This is a genomic window from Micromonospora sp. CA-248212, assembly GCF_050948405.1.
Lineage (GTDB): Bacteria > Actinomycetota > Actinomycetes > Mycobacteriales > Micromonosporaceae > Micromonospora.
On the sequence record NZ_CP192023.1, the window covers coordinates 7,027,501 to 7,045,232 of the forward strand.

15 protein-coding genes (1 of these 15 running past the window's edge) are annotated in these 17,732 nt (G+C 70.2%); 7 read left to right on the plus strand and 8 right to left on the minus strand.

Features of this window, described 5'->3' with window-relative positions; all coding sequences use genetic code 11:
• The 3 genes from trpS to ACQP03_RS33105 all read left to right on the plus strand — a co-directional run.
• A protein-coding gene (gene trpS / locus ACQP03_RS33095; RefSeq protein WP_357131781.1) for a tryptophan--tRNA ligase crosses the window boundary here: on the plus strand, window positions 1-643 show its 3' portion. The gene continues 416 nt to the left of window position 1, outside the view; 643 of the gene's 1,059 nt are visible here — the last part of the coding sequence; its start codon lies beyond the left edge, outside the window; its stop codon occupies window positions 641-643.
• A gap of 72 nt (window positions 644-715) precedes the next feature.
• Window positions 716-1,921, plus strand: coding sequence for a low temperature requirement protein A (locus ACQP03_RS33100; RefSeq protein WP_357171818.1), 1,206 nt, complete (start codon window positions 716-718; stop codon window positions 1,919-1,921).
• Between the two features lie 16 nt (window positions 1,922-1,937).
• Window positions 1,938-2,528: an HAD family hydrolase gene (locus ACQP03_RS33105; protein WP_357131775.1), complete on the plus strand. Its 591-nt coding sequence runs from the start codon at window positions 1,938-1,940 to the stop codon at window positions 2,526-2,528.
• A gap of 3 nt (window positions 2,529-2,531) precedes the next feature.
• Here the strand turns inward: ACQP03_RS33105 and ACQP03_RS33110 are convergent, their stop codons facing one another.
• The 4 genes from ACQP03_RS33110 to ACQP03_RS33125 form a co-directional block, all read right to left on the minus strand.
• The gene (locus ACQP03_RS33110) at window positions 2,532-3,503 is read right to left on the minus strand and encodes an NADP-dependent oxidoreductase (protein ID WP_433459626.1); all 972 of its coding nucleotides are present in this window, start codon (window positions 3,501-3,503) and stop codon (window positions 2,532-2,534) included.
• Window positions 3,504-3,670: 167 nt separating this feature from the next.
• The gene (locus tag ACQP03_RS33115) at window positions 3,671-4,738 is read right to left on the minus strand and encodes a WxL protein peptidoglycan domain-containing protein (RefSeq protein ID WP_433459628.1); all 1,068 of its coding nucleotides are present in this window, start codon (window positions 4,736-4,738) and stop codon (window positions 3,671-3,673) included.
• A 91-nt stretch (window positions 4,739-4,829) separates the two neighbouring features.
• Window positions 4,830-6,803: a fibronectin type III domain-containing protein gene (locus ACQP03_RS33120; RefSeq protein ID WP_433459631.1), complete on the minus strand. Its 1,974-nt coding sequence runs from the start codon at window positions 6,801-6,803 to the stop codon at window positions 4,830-4,832.
• A gap of 143 nt (window positions 6,804-6,946) precedes the next feature.
• On the minus strand, window positions 6,947-8,164 hold the full coding sequence (locus ACQP03_RS33125) for a HupE/UreJ family protein (protein WP_357171815.1): 1,218 nt from the start codon (window positions 8,162-8,164) through the stop codon (window positions 6,947-6,949).
• A 183-nt stretch (window positions 8,165-8,347) separates the two neighbouring features.
• On the opposite strand from ACQP03_RS33125, the gene ACQP03_RS33130 reads away from it, so the two are divergent.
• Entirely contained in the window at window positions 8,348-9,010 is a 663-nt protein-coding gene (locus ACQP03_RS33130) for a hypothetical protein (protein WP_433459635.1), read from the plus strand.
• A 339-nt stretch (window positions 9,011-9,349) separates the two neighbouring features.
• The gene (locus tag ACQP03_RS33135; protein ID WP_357131756.1) at window positions 9,350-10,795 is read left to right on the plus strand and encodes a non-reducing end alpha-L-arabinofuranosidase family hydrolase; all 1,446 of its coding nucleotides are present in this window, start codon (window positions 9,350-9,352) and stop codon (window positions 10,793-10,795) included.
• A gap of 62 nt (window positions 10,796-10,857) precedes the next feature.
• Here the strand turns inward: ACQP03_RS33135 and ACQP03_RS33140 are convergent, their stop codons facing one another.
• Complete coding sequence (locus tag ACQP03_RS33140) at window positions 10,858-11,862, minus strand: hypothetical protein (protein ID WP_433459637.1); 1,005 nt, start codon at window positions 11,860-11,862, stop codon at window positions 10,858-10,860.
• Between the two features lie 256 nt (window positions 11,863-12,118).
• Between ACQP03_RS33140 and ACQP03_RS33145 the strand changes: the two genes are divergently transcribed.
• The gene (locus tag ACQP03_RS33145; RefSeq protein WP_433459639.1) at window positions 12,119-13,348 is read left to right on the plus strand and encodes a GH25 family lysozyme; all 1,230 of its coding nucleotides are present in this window, start codon (window positions 12,119-12,121) and stop codon (window positions 13,346-13,348) included.
• Window positions 13,349-13,405: 57 nt separating this feature from the next.
• On the opposite strand, the gene ACQP03_RS33150 is transcribed toward ACQP03_RS33145, so the two are convergent.
• The 3 genes from ACQP03_RS33150 to ACQP03_RS33160 all read right to left on the minus strand — a co-directional run bounded on the left by ACQP03_RS33150 (window position 13,406) and on the right by ACQP03_RS33160 (window position 16,301).
• Window positions 13,406-14,062 carry a response regulator transcription factor gene (locus ACQP03_RS33150; RefSeq protein ID WP_357131747.1) on the minus strand — a complete coding sequence of 219 codons (657 nt, stop codon included), beginning with the start codon at window positions 14,060-14,062 and terminating at the stop codon, window positions 13,406-13,408.
• Complete coding sequence (locus ACQP03_RS33155; RefSeq protein ID WP_357131744.1) at window positions 14,050-15,276, minus strand: sensor histidine kinase; 1,227 nt, start codon at window positions 15,274-15,276, stop codon at window positions 14,050-14,052. The genes ACQP03_RS33150 and ACQP03_RS33155 overlap by 13 nt, the downstream gene beginning before the upstream one ends.
• Before the next feature lie 185 nt (window positions 15,277-15,461).
• Window positions 15,462-16,301 (minus strand): ABC transporter ATP-binding protein, encoded by an 840-nt coding sequence (locus ACQP03_RS33160; protein ID WP_357171814.1) that lies wholly within the window; start codon window positions 16,299-16,301, stop codon window positions 15,462-15,464.
• A 159-nt stretch (window positions 16,302-16,460) separates the two neighbouring features.
• On the opposite strand from ACQP03_RS33160, the gene ACQP03_RS33165 reads away from it, so the two are divergent.
• Complete coding sequence (locus tag ACQP03_RS33165; RefSeq protein ID WP_357131738.1) at window positions 16,461-17,678, plus strand: low temperature requirement protein A; 1,218 nt, start codon at window positions 16,461-16,463, stop codon at window positions 17,676-17,678.
• The last annotated feature ends 54 nt before the right edge of the window (window positions 17,679-17,732 follow it).

Below are 17,732 nucleotides of genomic sequence, written 5' to 3' on the forward strand. Positions count from 1 at the left end.
CATCCTCTGCGTCAAGGGCGAGGTCGTGCCGGTCGGCCGGGACAACGCCGCGCATGTGGAGGTGACCCGGGAGATCGCCAGGCGGTTCAACCACCTCTACGGGCCGGTCTTTCCGGTGCCCGAGCTGATCCCGGCCGACAACCCCAGCCTGGTGGGCACCGACGGCGTCGCCAAGATGAGCAAGAGCCGGGGTAACAGCATCGCGCTGTCCGATGACACGGCCACGGTGCGCCGCAAGGTGCGCGGGATGTACACCGACCCGAACCGGGTACGGGCCGACGTGCCGGGAACGGTGGAGGGCAACCCGGTCTTCGCGTACCACGAGGTGTTCAACCCGGACCGTACGGAGGTGGACGACCTGGCCCGGCGTTACCGGGCCGGGCAGGTCGGTGACGTGGCGGTCAAGGAGCGCCTGGTCGAGGTACTGGAGGCTTTCCTGAGCCCGATCCGGGAACGCCGGGCGGCGATCGAGGCCGACCGAGGGCTGGTCGACCGACTGATCGTCGAGGGCACCGAGCGCACCCGGCAGGAGGTACGCCAGACCCTGACGGAGGTACGCCGGGCGATGGGCCTGACCGGGACGTACCAACAGGTGCGCCGGCGGGCCGAGCGGAGCCGGCGCCGGACGGACGCGCCGGCCTGACGCGGACGTCTCGGGTCTTCCCGTTGTGACGGGGAGACCCGAGACGGTCCACCGAGGGCGCAGAATGCCAGGATGAGGGGAATTCGTCCGGTCGTGGTGGGTGCCACGCACCGGACGACGATGTTCGAGATCTTCTTCGACCTGGTCTTCGTCTTCGCGCTCACCCGGGTCATCGCCTTCATGGCGCAGCCGCCGACCGCGCTGCTCACCCTGGCCCAGGGACTGCTCCTGCTCCTGCTGCTGCTCTACTCGTGGGGGCCGTACACCTGGGTGGGCAACCTCGTCCGCGCGGACGTCGGCCTGGTCCGCGGAGCGACCCTGGTCGCGATGGCGGCGATCTTCGTGGCCGCCCTGGTGTTGCCGGACGCGTGGCGACAGGGTCCGGGGCTCGTCGACGCGCCGCTGACCCTCGCGCTCGCGTACGTGGTCGTCCGGGCGGTCCAGCTCGTGATCCTCGCCTGGGTGAGCGTGCCGATCCCGTCGCTGCGCCCGACGCTGCGCTACTTCCGCGTGCCCGTGGTGCTGGCGTGGTTTCCGCTGGTGGGCGGGGCGCTGCTCGGCGGGACAGCCCAGACGGTGCTCTGGACGGCCGCGCTGCTGGTGGACATCGGTGGCTCGCGGCTCGCGTCCACCTTCCACCCGTGGCAGCTGCGCAGCGTGGACCACTTCACCGAGCGGTTCGGGTTGGTGCTCATCATCGCCCTCGGCGAGTCGCTGATCTCCGCCGGCGCGGGGCCACGGACGATGACGCCGGTCGGTACGGCGGTGGCGGCCGCGCTGCTCGGCCTCGTCAGCACGGTCTGCCTGTGGTGGCTCTACTTCGATCGGCTGGCTCCCGCCGCACGGGCGGCCGTCAGCGACGTGCCACCCGACCGACGGGCCGACGTGGCCGGCGACGCCTACGGCATCGGGCACACCCCGCTGATCGTCGGCGCCATCTACTTCGCGCTCGGCATCGAGGAGGTGATCGACCGGCTCGCCGCGGACCCCTCCGACTCGGGCCCGCTGGGCTGGGCAGCCACGGGCGCCCTCTACGGGGGTGTCACCGTCTACCTGCTCAGCAGGCTGGTGCTCCGTCGACTGACCGTACGTGCCGTCCATCCGGCGCAGGTCGTCGCGGCGCTGCTGCCGCTGGCCATGCTGCCGGTCGGTCGTACCCTCGCGCCGTTGGCGGCGCTCGCCGTGCTGACCGTCCTCCTGATCGCGGTCACCTGGTACGAACGGCGGTTCGACCGGCGAGACGAACGGGCCGACCCGGCGCGGGCGACCCGTCCCTGACGGTTACCCTTCCCCGGTGACTCTGCCTCTGCCGCCCGGTGAGTTCGCCGCGTACCTGTTCGACTGCGACGGCACCATCGTCGACTCGATGCCGCTGCACTACGTGGCCTGGCAGCGAGCCCTCGACGAGTGGGGCTGCGAGTTTCCGGAGGACCTCTTCTACGCCTGGGGTGGCCGGCCGACCGCCGACATCATCATCGCGTTGAACGAGCGGCACGGCCTGGCGATGCCGGTGGCGACCGTCGTGGAGAACCGCGAGCGCATCTACCAGGAGCTGTTGCCGCAGGTCGCCGCCGTGCCCGAGGTGGTGGCGCACATCCACGAGGCGCACCGGCGGGTGCCGTTCGCCGTCGTCTCCGGCAGCACCCGGGCCGCGGTCACCGCGTCCCTGGAGGCGCTCGACCTGCTGGACCGGTTCGACGTGCTGGTCTGCGCCGAGGACTACACGCGGGCCAAGCCCGACCCGGAGGCGTTCCTGCTCGCCGCCCGGCAGCTCGGCGTACCCCCGGAGGCCTGTCTGGTCTTCGAGGACACCGACCTGGGCATCCAGGCCGCGACGGCGGCCGGCATGGCGTCGGTACGCGTGCCGCAGCAGCGCGCCGCCTGACCCTCAGGCGATCGTCAGCAGGAGCTTGCCGGAGTACGACGTCGTCAGGCGCTGGTGCGCCTCCCGCACCTTGCCCAACGGGAACTTCTCGGCCACGTGCACCACGAACGGGCCGGCCTCGACGAGTTCGTTGAGACGCCGCAACTGCCCGGGGTTGGACACGCCGTCGTACGCGCGAACCGTCATCCCGGGGCGCTCGCTCGGCTCCGGCCGCACCCCGTGGGCGTACGCCACGACTCCGCTGTCGGACAGCGTCTCGGTCAACCGGTCCAGCGTCTCGCCGCCGGCCATCGCCAGGATGCCGGCCACTCCCTCCGGGGCGGAGTCCCGGATCGTCGTGAGCACCTCGGCGAGGTCGCCGTGGCCGTCCAGGGACACGTCGGCGCCGAGCCGGGTCACCAGCGCCACGCCGTCCGCGCCGGAGGCCACCGCGATCACGTTGAGGCCCTGCCGCTTGGCCAACTGCACGGCCAGGTGTCCCTGACCGCCGCTCGCGCCGAAGATCAGGAGCCAGGCGCCGGCCGGCAGGGTGACGGTGTCCAACCCGGCCAGCGCGGTCAGCGCGTCGGTGGGCATGGCACCGGCGTGTTCGGCGGGTACGCCGTCGGGCAGCTTCGCGACGTACTCGGCTTTGACGACCGCGTACTCGGCGTAGAAGCCGCCCTTGGGCCGGGTGGTGGCGGAGGCGTAGACCTGGTCGCCGACCGCGAGGCCGGTCACCCGGTCGCCGGCCGCGATGATGGTCCCCGCGCCGTCCGAGCCCGGGACGATCGGGAGGGACGAGCCCTCCGGCACCAACAGGCCCTGCCGTTCGTACGCGTCCCACACCCCGACGCCGGCGCTCAGGACCCTGATCAGCACCTCGTCGGCGGCGACCTCGGGCACCGGGAGCTTGCGCAGGGTGATCACCTCCGGCCCGCCGAACTCGTCGAGGGCCGCGGCCTGCATCCGCTCTGGCACGTCCGCGTCAACCATGGGGGCTTCCTCTCCGGGCCGGCGTCACCGTCGCAGCATGCCGCCTCGCGGACGAATCCGAGCCGGTGCCGAGTGCCGTTCACCCACAAGGGCGACCGGGCCGGTTGCCTCCGGCTCACGGCCTGCCGCGCCGCGTCCTGCGACGCCCGGCCGTCCGCGCCGGGTGCTCAGGACGTCTGTGGCTGCGGGCCACGGAGTGCCTGCTCGACGGCGTCGCGCACCCGGGCGTCCTCGCGGGCCTTGCGCCGCGACCGGGCGCGGCGGCGGTACAGGTACGCGCCGACGACGGCGGCGATCAGCACGACGAGCGCCAACACCAGCGTCCACGGCAGGGCCCAGCCGTGTGCCGTCGCCTCGATGGGCTTGAGCGGGGTGGTGGAGCCCGACGCGTCGGTGAGCAGCGGGGTGACGGTGGCGGTCGCCGCGAGCCGGACGGCGGGCGCGACACCGTGCACCGGCACCGTGACGTCCCAGCTCTCGCCCGGGAGCAACTGCGGCGGCGCGGCGATGTCACCGGCCCGCGCGCGCAGGACGCCGAACGGCCCCGACACGGACACCGACTGCTTGGCGGAGAGGGCGGCGTTACCGGTGTTGTGGATCGTGTAGGAGACGGTCGCGTCGCCCTTGCCGATCGGGTTGGCCGATCCGTCGTACCTGACGTGGAAGTTCTCGACCGCGAGGGTCGGCTTCAGCTCGCCGCCCACCCGCAATGTGATCCGAATGCCGAGGCGACGGTCCACGTTGATGCCCTCGGCCTGGTCGGTCTGGGTCAGCGTGGTCAGGATGCCGCCGACGTGGTCGCCGGGCGTGGCGTTGGTCGGAACGGCGATCGTGAAGGGCACCTGGGCGGTCTTCCCGGGTTGGATCACGACGCTGCCGGCGCTCGGCTTGACCCAGGCGCCGACCGCCGCCGACTTCTTGTCCCTGGTCAGCAGGTCGAGCTGCCCCGCGTCGGTGGTGAAGCCGTCGGCGGCGTACACGGCGAGGGTCAGGGGCACCGGGCCGCGGTTGGCCACCACCATGGCGTCCTCGACGGTTCCGCCGGGGTTGACGTTGTAGCTGTAGCTGGACCGGGCTTCGCCGTAGCTGTTGGAGGCCGTCCGGACCGTCCAGGCGACGTTGCCGTCGGCCGCGAGGGCGGGGCCGCCGCCGACGCCGGCCGCCGCGACGGCGGCGAGCAGGGACAGCACGGTCGTACGAAGAAGTGTCTTCCAGCGCGTTACGGACGGTCGCATCTCAGGTCCTCGAAGTGATCTTGGTGGTGGGTGAACCGGCGGCGGGGTAGGCCCCGAAAGGTGCCTACCCCGCCCGGTGGAACAGGCTCGATCAGCTGCTCAGGGCAGTGATCGTGAGGGTGGTGCGGTAGCTGCCCTTCGCGATGCTGTCCGGGATCTTCAGGTCCAGGTCGGCACCGAGCTTGGCCCCGCCGCGCGGGTGACCCTGCACAGCCGCGCCCAGACCGCTGGAGACCGAGAGGCCCTTGCCCTGGTCGTCGAGGGACGACAGGACCGGAGTGCCGGCCGCCGCGCCCGCGCCGGCGTCGAGGACGTACGGGGTCCAGCCCAGGTACGAGCCGGAGAACGTCTTGTCGGCGTCGGAGAAGTCGCCGACGCTGGCCGAGATCGACCACGGGGCGAGCGAACGACGGCTGTCCGACACGAGGATCGGGTTGATCTTGCCGGTCGCCTCGAAGTAGCTGCCGTTGCGCTCCTGCGCGGTGCCCAGGTCGACCAGGCCGTTGTAGCCGTCGATGGTCCAGCCGAACTCACCCGGCGCCGGGTTGGGCACGTTGACCTGGATGGCCTGACCGTCACCGTGGTACGGGTGGATCGTGGTGCTGTCGACGATCGAGCCGACCGGCTGCCCCTCGGCGGTGTTGCCGCAGGACAGACCCTTCTCGACGGCCGCGTTCGGGGCCGCGCAGGTGCCGCTGCGGATGTTCTGGAGCACCAGCTTGTCGGCCTTGACCCCGACCTTGACGTAGCTGCGGACGTGCTCCTGGTTCTCCACCGAGTTGAACCAGTAGTTGCTCGGGTTCAGCGGGTCCGGGCCGAGTCCCTCGACGCCGGTGCCGGAGCCGTCCGGCTTCTTGATGTCGTAGTACTTCGAGCCGGAGGCCGAGTTCGCCGTCACGTAGAGGACGCCACCCGGGCCGGGGAACACGTCGGCGGCCCCCGGCTTCTCAGCCGGGTTCTCCTTCTGGCCGTTCTTGATCGAGTAGCTGCGGGTGTACACGTGGTCGTGACCCTGCAGCACCATGTCGATGCCGAGATCGGAGAACGCGGTCGTGAAGTCCTTGCGGCGGTTCTTGTTGTCCGCGTCGGTGGAGTGGCTCGCCGCCGAGTAGATGGAGTGGTGGTAGACGAGAACCTTCCACTTCGCCTCGGAGCCGTGCTTCTTCACGATGTCCGAGACGTACGCGACGTGTGCCGCGTCGCCGCCGAGCGAGCCGTCGGCCGGGTTGACGTAGCTGTTGCTGTTCAGGTCGATGAACAGCACGTCCTTGTAGACGTACCAGAAGTCACCGCCGGAGCGGGTCGACTGGTCCCCGTTGTAGTACTGGGCCGAGCGGTCCGTGTTCGGGGTGAAGTGGTGCTGCTCCCAGGACTTGCCGCCGACATCGTGGTTTCCGATGGTGGCGGCCGTCGGGTACTGCCGGAGCTGGTCCGGGGAGAGGTACGCGTTCCACTGGGACTCGTCGTTGGCGGACTCGACGTGGTCACCGCCGGAGACCAGCAGCTCGGTGTTCGGGTTCGCCGCGGTGGCGACCTTCAGGGTCTCGGCCCAACCGGCCTGGTCCCGCGCGACGTCGCCGGAGGCGCCGATCTGCGGGTCGCCGAAGAACAGGAAGTCGAAGTCGCCCTCGAAGTCCCGCGTCTTGAAGGCGTAGGTGGGCGACCAGCTTCCCTCGGCGCCGACCCGGTACGAGTACGCCGTGTTCTCACGCAGGTTGCTGATCGTGGCGTGCCGGTTGTAGCCGGTCGTGGAGGTGTTCGCGGCGCCGACGGCGTCGAAGCTGATCGCGCTGGCCGGGAACTCCCCGTTGACGATCTCGGCGGTCGGGGCGAGCTGGATCTTCTGGGCGGTGTCGGCCGAGGAGTACCAGGACACGATGCGCTGGGTCTCGTTGGCGCCGACGCCGAGGACGATGCCGGACACCGTGGTGGGGTCGGCGGCGCTGGCGGCGGTCAGCACACCGCTGCCGAGGGCCACGCCCACTCCCAGGAATCCGGCCACGACCCCGGCGACAACGCGCCGCCGCACGAGCCCGGCGGCCCGTGTCGAGGTGCTCAATGTCATCGACATTGTTCCCTTTTCGAATAGAGAAATGGATTGTTCCTCCCCGAGCACGGGGAAGCGAATCCAAAGCTTTCGTCGGCCGGTGAACCGATCATTAACGTGATCTTGCGAGCGGCTGCACTTCACGAACTGGTTAGCCGTACTCACGAGCCGGTGACGCGCTGAACAAACCAGATCAGGCCCATGATGGACACCCCTGCGGAAACCACACCGGTCGCCCAGAGACCCGCTTTCGGCGCACGGCGGCGCAGCACGAACAACAGCGGGAAGACGGCGGCGATAATCGCCAACTGGACGACTTCGATACCCACGTTGAACACCAGCAGCGACCACAGCAGCGTCCAGGACCACGCCTCGTCGATGCCGAGTGCGCCCGCGAAGCCCAGCCCGTGCACGAGGCCGAAGCAGAAGACGACACCGAGGCGGATCCACCCCCGGCGGTCCAGGCTGAGGTGACCGCGTCCGGTCGTCTCCAGATCCGTCGCGTGGTCACCACGCCGCCAGATCCCCCACAGGTGCCAGCCGGCCACGACGGCGATCGACAGCGCGATGACCGGCTCCACGACCCTCGCCGGCACGTCGACCAGGCCGAGGGCGGCGAGCAGGAACGTCACCGAGTGCGCCAGGGTGAAGCTGGTGGCCGCGAGCACGATCTCCCGCAGACGCCGCGATCCGGCGATCAGCGCCAGTAGGAACAGGATGTGATCAATCCCGGACAGCAGATGCTCGGCCCCCAACAGGAAGAACTCGCCGAACCGCTGGTAGGCGGTCTGGGCTGTCGAGAAGGACGGGTTGGCGGCGTCGAGCGCGGCACTGCCCGACCGGCCGTCGATCTGGTAGGTGACGATCGTCTTGGTGCCCTTGACGTACGCCTCGTCGTCCGGGAAGAGACCACTGCGCACCTCGTGCTCGGCGACCCGCTCGGAACAGGTCCAGTCGAGCAGCAGGTTCGCGTACGGCACGCCGTCCCGAACGCTCACCGTGGCGTCGCCCACCTGGGTGGGCCGACAGGCCGCGCCACGGGCGGTCACCGAGAGCCGGTCGGCGACGTAGCGCAGGACCGTCGGAGCGTGGGCCTTCAGCGCGGCGGCCTGAGCGTCCGGGTCCCCCGCCTCGAAGGCGGCGGTTCCGACCCGAAAGAGTGGGTCATCGTCGCCGGAGTCGGCGGCCGACACCACGAGGAGGTCGTATTCGAGGCCCAATTCGGCGCGGATGTGACCCTCGTCTCCGGCGGAGATTTTCGCGTACACGGTCGACGAAAAGCCGTGCGCGAACGCCGCTCCACCGCTGAAGAACGGAAGCACCGTCGCCGCGAATGCGACAACGGCGACGACGACGGTACGACGGATATGCCCCAGCATGCGGTTCCCCTCGGTTGGCCAGTGCACGCTGCACGTCGCGGGTGAACAAGAACCCGCCCGCCGACGAACCGATGGCGAACAAATATCCGCAGCGGCCGCTCGCGGATCGCGGGCCGCCGGATCTGGGATAGGAATACGAGTCGTACCCGCACCTGCCTCAGTCATCGGAGAAGGACGATCACCTTGCGCCCCCCGTTTCGGGCCGTCGCCCTGCTGGCCACGACCGCCGTACTCCTCGCCGGCTGCGGCTCCGGCGACGACTGGTCCCAACCCCGTCCCACGCCGAGCGCGCTCGGCACGCTCGGCCCGGGATTCGTCGACACCGCCGCGACGCCCGCGCCGGAGGCGACCATCACGCCGAAGCCCGGTTCGTGGGCCGACGTGCACCCGTCGAAGGACTACCGGGTGGTGCTGCTGACCGCCGGCACGGACGCGCCCACCAAGGCCCTCGTGACGGCGGTACGGAGTTGGGCCGACGACGAGCACCTCGACCTGCGCACGGTCGTCGTCGGCGATCCGCACGAGGCCGTCGCGGGCATCAGCAAGGCGATCGGCATGAACGCCGACCTCATCGTCACCGCGGGCAACGACCTGATCGACCCGCTGGCGTTGGTCACACCGAACCACCTGGACGAGAGGTTCCTGGTCGTGGGCGCCGAGCTGGCCGAGCCCACCCACAACGTCACCGCCGTCGACTGGGAGGGCGCGTCGTTCCGCGGTGAAGGGCTCGGCATGTCCTCGACGTACGACGCGGGCTCGTTCACCGCCGAGCGCTGCGCGGCCGCCATCCGGGCCGGCGTGGCCGCCGTGCTCAACGGCCTGACCGGCATCGTCGTCTGGCTCTGACCTCCCGCTGTGCTCGCCGCGGCAGGTTGTTTTCGCTGCGACCGGTTGTTGAGGTGGCGTGACGAGCAGATGTTATCGATAACAGCGACGGCACCCCGTCATCCGCTCTGCCGACCACCCGGTCCGCAGTGGCCGGTGCCCGCACCCTGCCCGGCCGGCAACCGTAGCCACCTGCTGAAGCCCTGGTCAGCGAGGTGATGAGGTCGTTTACGTGTCGGCGAGACATCGAGGTTGATGGTTTGGGAGCGCTCCCGTAACATACTCGAAGCGGCTGTTAACGCTCACCTAACAATCACTCCCACGAATGTGGAGGCCGCCGTCCCGTCAGGAGGGTGCTCGATGACCATATTCAGACCGACCAATCTCGGGGTCGTCTCGGCCGGTGTCGCGTTACTGGCGTCGGCGACGGTTGCCGTGGCGCTGCCGGCCGGCGCGGCCGCGGCGGGCTGCTCGGTGAACTACGCCGTGTCGTCCGACTGGCCGGGTGGCTTCGGCGCCAACGTCACGATCACGAACCTCGGCGATCCCGTGAGCAGTTGGACGCTGACGTGGTCGTACAGCGCCGGGCAGACGATCACGCAATCGTGGAACACCACCCTGACGCAGAGCGGGGCGGCGGTGACCGCGCGGAACGTGAGCTACAACGGTTCGATCGCGACCAACGGCACGGCGTCGTTCGGGTTCAACGGCTCCACGACGGGCAGCAACCCGGCACCGACGAGCTTCGCGCTCAACGGCGTGACCTGCAACGGCGGCACCACACCCACCACGCCGCCGCCCACCACGCCGCCACCGACCACTCCGCCGCCGACGACCCCGCCGCCCACCACGCCGCCACCCACCACGCCGCCACCGACGACGCCGCCGCCGAACACGTGCAACCTGCCGTCGTCGTACCGGTGGTCGTCGACCGGGGCGTTGGCGCAGCCGAAGTCGGGCTGGGTGTCACTCAAGGACTTCACCGTCGCCCCCTACAACGGCCGCCAGCTCGTCTACGCCACCACCCACGACTTCGGCACCCGCTGGGGCTCGATGAACTTCGGTCTGTTCACCAACTGGTCGGAGATGGGCTCGGCCAGCCAGAACACCATGAACAGCGGCACCGTCGCGCCGACCCTGTTCTACTTCGCGCCCAAGAACATCTGGGTCCTGGCCTACCAGTGGGGTGGCACCGCGTTCTCCTACCGCACCTCCACCGACCCCACCAACGCCAACGGCTGGTCCGCTGCCCAGACCCTGTTCACCGGCAGCATCACCGGCTCCGGCACCGGCCCGATCGACCAGACCCTGATCGCCGACGACCAGAACATGTACCTCTTCTTCGCCGGCGACAACGGCAAGATCTACCGCGCCAGCATGCCGATCGGGAACTTCCCCAGCAGCTTCGGCTCCAGCTACACGACCATCATGAGCGACTCCACCAACAACCTCTTCGAAGCGCCCCAGGTCTACAAGCTCCGCGGCCAGAACAAGTACCTCATGATCGTCGAGGCCATCGGCGGCCAGGGCCGCTACTTCCGCTCCTTCACCGCCACCAGCCTCAACGGCAGCTGGACCCCCCAGGCCGCCACCGAGAGCAACCCCTTCGCCGGCAAGGCCAACAGCGGCGCCACCTGGACCAACGACATCAGCCACGGCGAGTTGATCCGCACCAGCGCCGACCAGACCTTCACCGTCGACCCCTGCAACCTCCAACTGCTCTACCAGGGCCGATCGCCCTCCTCCAACGGCGTCGACTACGGCCTGCTGCCGTACCGCCCCGGCCTGCTCACCCTGCAACGCTGACCTGATCCACCACCCGCGGGGCGGGCCCGGCACAGCCGGGCCCGCCCTCGTGGCGGCGCAGCTCACGAGGACGACTTCCAGCGCGGGCCGTCGCGCACCAATCTGGCGCTGAGCAGGACGAGTCCGAGCAGGCCGACGAGCCACGCCGCCTCGACGAGCGCGGGTCGTACGCCCACCGCCTCGGGGAAGTACGACGTGGTCTGCAACAGCGCGATGACGCTCCCGTTCGGGTGGATGACGCTGATGGTCCGGTACGGCTGCGGGAGGAGAGCGGTCGCCACGGCACCGCCCGAGGCCGCGTTGCCGATCGCGATGAAGATCAGCCACGTCGGGACCACCGCCCACCGGCCGATCAGGATCACCATCAGCGTGCTGAACAGGCCGGTGACGGCGATCTGGGCGGCCAACGTACCCCAGAGGGCCGGCAGGGGCGCCGGAAGCGCCCCGAGGATCGGACCCACGGTGACCGCCAGCGCGATCCCGCCCACGACGGAGAGGCCGGCGAGAATGGCGAGCCAGGTCCGCAGCGGCACCCGGCCGACGTTGATCCGCAGTTGCAGGGCCGTCAGGAAGCCGAGCAGGGTCGCGGCGATCATCACGTAGAACGCGGCCAGACCCGAACGGTCGGTGTCGGGCAGCGGCCGGACGTCCGTCACGAGCAGTTCCCGACCACCCTGCTCGTTGAGCTGTAGAGCGGCGTTGCGCAGCACCTGGGCGAGTGTGTTGCCGGCGGCGCTGGCGACCAGCAGCCGCGACCGGCCGGGTTCCACCACCAGCGCCGCGTAGACCCGTTGTCGCTCGATGGCGCGCTGGGCTTCTCCGGCGGTCGGGTAGCTCTGGTACCGCAGCGCGCCGCGCATGCGCGACCGCAGCTCCTGCGCGACCCCCGCGTCGGCAGTCGCGTCCCCGACGAGCGCCGTCGGGATGCGGTTCGGCGGCGGTCGGTCCAACGCCAGGGTGTACGAGGCCACGAAGGCCACGGCCAGCGCGATCCCGACGGCCACGACGGTCAGCACCGTGCTGAGCTCACCGGGTTTGTGCTCCCCGTCAGCCGTGTTCTCCGTCAAGAGAGTTCCCCCTGGTTCGCTTCGCGGTAATGACGAGCATGCCCTCGTCCTGTCGCACCCGTGCCGCGAACAGGGTGATCACCTGCGAATCGAATGGGGAAAGGCGAAACCAAATGTCCACCGTACGGCTCGACGCAGGTGCCGATGATCTGAATTCGGTGCGCAGGACAGCGCGACCCATCGTCGACAAGGGATACTCTCCGGGCCCACGCCGATGGTCAATTGACCTCGCGAGCAAGGAGAACCCCACCTCACCATGCCTAGAAGACTGCTCTGCGTGCTGATGTCCGCCAGTCTCGCCGTTGGTACGGCGCTCGGCGTGACACAGCCGGCGCAGGCCGCCGATCCCTCCGTCGACGGTGGTGGCCGGGCGAACGCCGGCATCGCCCCGGGCGCGCGCAGCTCCGCGATGGCCAAGAGCGCCGCCATCCCAGCGGGTTACACGGTCCGGGGAATCGACGTCTCCAGCCACGACCACAACCTCGGCCCGATCAATTGGCCGGCCGTCGCGGCAAGCGGCGTCAAGTTCGCCTACGTCAAGGCTACGGAAGGTCGGACGTACCTCAATCCGTATTTCGCCGAGGACTACGCGGCGGCCAAGGACGCCGGGCTTCTCGTCGGCGCGTACCACTTCACCCGGCCGGACAAGCGCGACCCGATCAACGAGGCCAACTTCTTCGTCGACAATGCGAAGTTCGCCAAGGACGGTCAGACCCTCGTGCCGATGGTCGACATCGAGTGGCCGTACTGGAGCGGAGCGCCCACCTGTTACGGGCTCACCCCGACCGAGATGTCGAACTGGATCAAGTCCTTCACCGACCAGGTCAAGGCCCGCATTGGCCGGCCCCCGATGATCTACACGAACACCAACTACTGGAACCCCTGCACCGGCAAGAACGCGTTGTTCGGCGCGAACCCGTTGGACATCGCCGGCTACACCACGGCTCGTCCGCCGCTGCCGGCGGGTTGGACCACGGAGGCCATCTGGCAGTACGCCGCCGGCAACCCGAGCCAGCCCGGCAACTACAGCCAGAACGTCTTCAACGGCACCTACGCGGCGCTCACCAAGCTCACCAGCACGCCGGTGGCCGCGCCTCCCGTCGCCCTCCGCTCGCGGGCGAACAAGCGCTACGTGGTGGCCGAGAGCGCCGGCACCAAGCCGCTGATCGCCAACCGCACCACCGTTGCCCGGTGGGAGCAGTTCGACGTGATCAGTGCCGGCGGCGGTTACGTCGCGCTCCGCTCGCGGTCCAACGGTCGGTACGTGAGCGCGGAGAGCAAGGGAACGAAGCCTCTCATCGCCAACCGGACCAAGGTCAGCACGTGGGAGAAGTTCACCATCGTCAACAACTCGGACGGCACGATCAGCCTGCGCGCCGCGGCCAACGGCAGATATGTGGTGGCGGAGAGCAAGGGCACCAAGCCCCTCATCGCCAACCGGACGTCGATCAGCAGCTGGGAGAAGTTCGACCGGATCTCCCTCTGATCGCCGCCGCCTGCCCGGTGCCCTGATCGCGGGGGCGCCGGGCAGGCGGTTCCGGGGCTACCGCTGCCCGCCGTCGAGGTAACGCAGCACCGCGGTGACCCGACGGTCGGCGCGGTCGTCCGGCGGCAGCTGGAGTTTGGCGAAGATGCTCCGGATGTGCTTGTGCACCGCGCCGTCGGTGACGAACAGCCGCTCGGCGATCGCGGTGTTACCGAGCCCTTCGGCCATCAGTCCCAGCACCTCGCGCTCGCGGGGCGACAGCTCGCCCAGCGCCGTGTCCGTCCGCCGGTTGCGGGCGAGCAGTTGGGCCACCACCTCCGGGTCGATAACGCTGCCGCCGTCGGCGACCCGGCGCAGCACGCTGAGGAACTCCTCGACCCGGCCCACCCGTTCCTTCAACAGGTAGCCGAGGCCGACGGCGCCCACCGAGAACAGTTCGGTGGCGAACGCCTGCTCCACGTACGCCGAGAGGACCAGCACCGCGAGGCCCGGGCGACGTCGCCGGGCCTCCACCGCGGCCACGATGCCCTCATCGGTGTGGGTCGGCGGCATCCGTACGTCCACGATCGCCACGTCCGGCGCGTGCTCGTCGACGGCGACCAGGAACTCGCCCGGCGTACCCGCCGTGGCCACCACGTCCAACTCCTCCGCCCGCAGCAGCAGCGCCAACCCCTCGCGCAGCAGCGGGTCGTCCTCCGCGATCACGATCCGCACGGCAGCTCCACACGCATCCTCGTCGGTCCTCCCGGTGGGCTGGTCAGTGCCATCCGCCCGTCGTACGCCTCGACCCGCCGGCGGATGCCGGTGAGCCCGGAGCCACGCGCCTCGGCGGCGCCGCCGCGCCCGTCGTCCTCGACGGTCACCAGTAGCTGGCCCTGCTCACGACGGACGGCGACGTCCACCCGGCTCGCGCCGCTGTGCCGGACGACGTTGGTCAGCGCCTCGGCCACCACGAAGTACGCGGTGGCCTCGACCGATGCCGCGCAGCGGACGGCAACGTCAACCGTGAGCCGGCAGGGCACCGCGCAACTCGCGGCCAGGCCCGCCAGCGCACCGGCAAGACCTCGATCGTCAAGCACCGGCGGCAGGATGCCCCGCACCACCGTACGGAGTTCGCCGAGGGCCTGTTCCGCCGCGTCCTGCGCCTGCCCGAGGATCTCGTCGGCGCGGTCGGGGTCACGCCGCACGGCCCGCCGCGCCGCCCCCAGCAGCACGTTGACCGCGACCAGCCGATTCTGCGTCCCGTCGTGCAGCGACCGCTCGATGCGGCGCAGCTCCAGCGCGTGGGCGTCCAGCGCGGCGGCCCGGGTGGCGGTCAGCGCGGCCACCCGCAGCGACAGGTCGATCCCCGGCGGCGGAGGCAGCAGCAACCGGCCGGGCCAGGCCTGGACCCGGGCCAGCGCCGGACCGAACCCGATCGCGGCGACCAGCCAGCCCACCCCGAGCAGGCCCACCAGGAGCGCTTCGGACAGCTCGTCCACGCGCCACCAGACGATCCCCGGAGCGCCGTCCTCGGGTGCGACCAGCCGGTACCAGAGCGGAAAGGTGATTTCCTGGAGGGCGTTGAGCGGCAGGGCGAGGCCGACCAGCCCCGACAGCAGTCCGATGACCGAGTGCAGCATGATCCAGCCGACTTCCCGGCGGACGAACGGATCACGTGCCGCCTCCCGCAGCCCCTCCTGCACCGGCCCCGGTGCCGGGATCGGCGCGCCCCAGCGGGACAGCCGGGCGCGCTCCCGATCGGCCACCGAACGCACCGCGCGCAGTGCGCCGGGCACCAATCCTCGGCCCAGTCCGGTCAGGCAGACAAGCGCCACGACCGCCGCCCACAGCAGCGCGCCCAACGCGAGCAGGGCGGTGCCGAGCCCGCCGACGAGGTGTTCGAGGGCGTCGACGGATGCCCGGAACCGGCCTCGCACGTACGCCATCGCCGCCCACCTCCCGCGCCAACATAGGTCACGGTGGGCACCCTCGGCAGCGTCCGCGGCGGAAAGTGCAGCCTGCTGTACCAGCGGTTGTCGAGCTGGGGGGATCGTCGCCGTGGGTTACCGCTTCGCCGCCATCCCGCCAGATCTGATCGGCCGTTCACGCCGAAGGCGTACCCGAATTGGTTCTAGCCGGTGGCGACCGCCGCCCGTCGGACGGACCCGGCGCGGGCCGCCCAGCGCCCGTCCTCGTGGCGTACCTCGATGGGGTGCGCGAAGGCCGCCGAGACCTGCGCGGTCGTGACCGTCTCGTCGGCCGGGCCGGCGGCGACCACGCTGCCGCCGTTGATCAGCATGGCGTGGGTGGTCGTCGCCGGAAGTTCCTCGAGGTGGTGGGTGACCATGATCGAGGCGAGGCTGGGGTGGGTCTCGCGGAGCAGGTCGATGGTCTCGAGCAACTGTTCGCGGGCCGCGACGTCGAGACCGGTCGAGGGTTCGTCCAGCAGCAGTAGTCGCGGCTGGCTGATGAGCGCCCGGACGATCAGGGCACGGCCGCGCTCGCCCTGCGAGAGAGTCGGCCAGCGCTCGTCGGCCCGGTCGACCAACCCGAACATGCCCAGCAGGGAATCCGCCCGGTCACGGTCGTCCCGGGTCGGCTGCCAACGCGGCGGCAGGTCGATCGACCCGACGAGCCCGGTCAGGACGACCTCCCGGATCGTCAAAGGTGACCGCAGCGGATGACGGGGGTTCACGTGACCGATCGCCCTGCGGAGCTGCTGCAGGTCGACGCGGCCGAGTCGTTGACCGAGGATCCGTACGGTCCCCGAGGTCGGGTGGGTCAGCGCACCGCAGAATCCCAGCAGCGTGCTCTTGCCCGCCCCGTTCGGGCCGAGCAGCGCCCAGTGCTCGCCTTCGCCCACGGTGAGGTCGATGCCGTGCAGGATCTGCTTGCCGTTCCGCCGGAACGTCACGTCGCACAGTTCGACGACGGGAGACGGCGGGTGGGGCTCGGCGGTCCTGGGGAGCATGGGCCCTCTATCGGTACGGCGACGGTTGCCCTGCACCGTGCCACAGACCGGTCGTACGGGTCAGTGACCAGGGCCACCGCCGTCGTACGCGCCCCATCGGCGGTATCCCTCGACGGGCTCACTCGTTGGTAGCCGTGTGCCGCGCGCCATTCGGTCCGGATGTCCGGCGTCGTCGCGGCGGTGTGGGCCAACGACGGCAGCGGGGGCGGCGAAGCCATGACGAGGGCGGACCCGACCGGGCCACGACGCAAACCCAGCTCGTCGGCTCGGGCCACCCTCCTGGAGTTGTTCTTCGACGTCTTCTACGTGGCCGTGTTCGCGCAGTTGTCGATGCAGTTGGCCAATGATCCGACCTGGGCGGGGCTCGGGCAGCGACTCGTCCTGCTGTTGGCCGCCTGGTGGACCTGGTCGGTGACGGTGAACACCACCGAGTTCTACGAGCCGCAGCTCCGGGCGGTCCAGGGTGTGGTCGTCGGCACGATGGTCGGCGTGTCTCTGCTCGCGGTCGCCCTACCGGGGGCCTACGACGGGCGGGGCCTCCTCTTCGCCGCCGCGTACGTCGGCCTCCACCTGGCCCGGGGAATCATGCTGATCGTCGCGCTGCGTCCACGCCGGGCGCACGCGCGGGAGGAGCGCTTCCTCTTCTGGTTCGTCGTGTCCGGCGTGCTGTGGGTCGCTGGCGGCCTCGCCGAGCCGGGTTGGCGTACCGGCCTCTGGATCGGCGCGCTCGCGATCGACTACCTGGCGGCGGCGCTGCGCTATCCGACGCCACTGCGCGGACGGATACCGCTGGAGCAGTACAGCCAGTTGAGCGTCCATTTCGGCGAGCGCTATCAGCAGATCGCGATCCTGGCGCTCGGCGAGCTGACCCTGATGACCACGCTGACGTTCGGCAGCACCCCGTACACCCCGGCCCGCGCCGTCGCGTTCGCCGCCGCGATCCTCACGGCGCTGTTGTTCTGGCAGATCTACGTGTTGCAGAGCAACAAGCTCGTCGACCGCTCGGCGCACTCGCGCCCACGCCACTCGGTGTACCTCGCGCCGTACGTCTACGCCCTGGTGGTGACCGGGGTCATCGCCACGTCGGCGGGGGTGGACCTCGTACTCCACGAGCCGCTGCGGACCACCCCGGCGAGCTGGGTGGTCCTCATCGCCGGTGGGCCGGTCCTGTTCGTGATCGGGCGGATGAACTCCGAGTACGTACTCCTGGGCCAGCTACCGAAGTCGCGCCTGGCCTGGCTGGCGCTGCTGGTGGGCGCGACGCCCGTGTTGATGCTGCTCGACCCCGTCCTCGTCACGGTCGCCGCGGCGGGCGTCCTGGTCGGCATCACGCTCAGCGACACCTGGCGGCTTCGCGCCCGCGCCCTGGCGAGCTGAGGGCGCGGCTGCCGTCGAGGTAGACCAGATCGGGCCAATGAATCTACACTCATC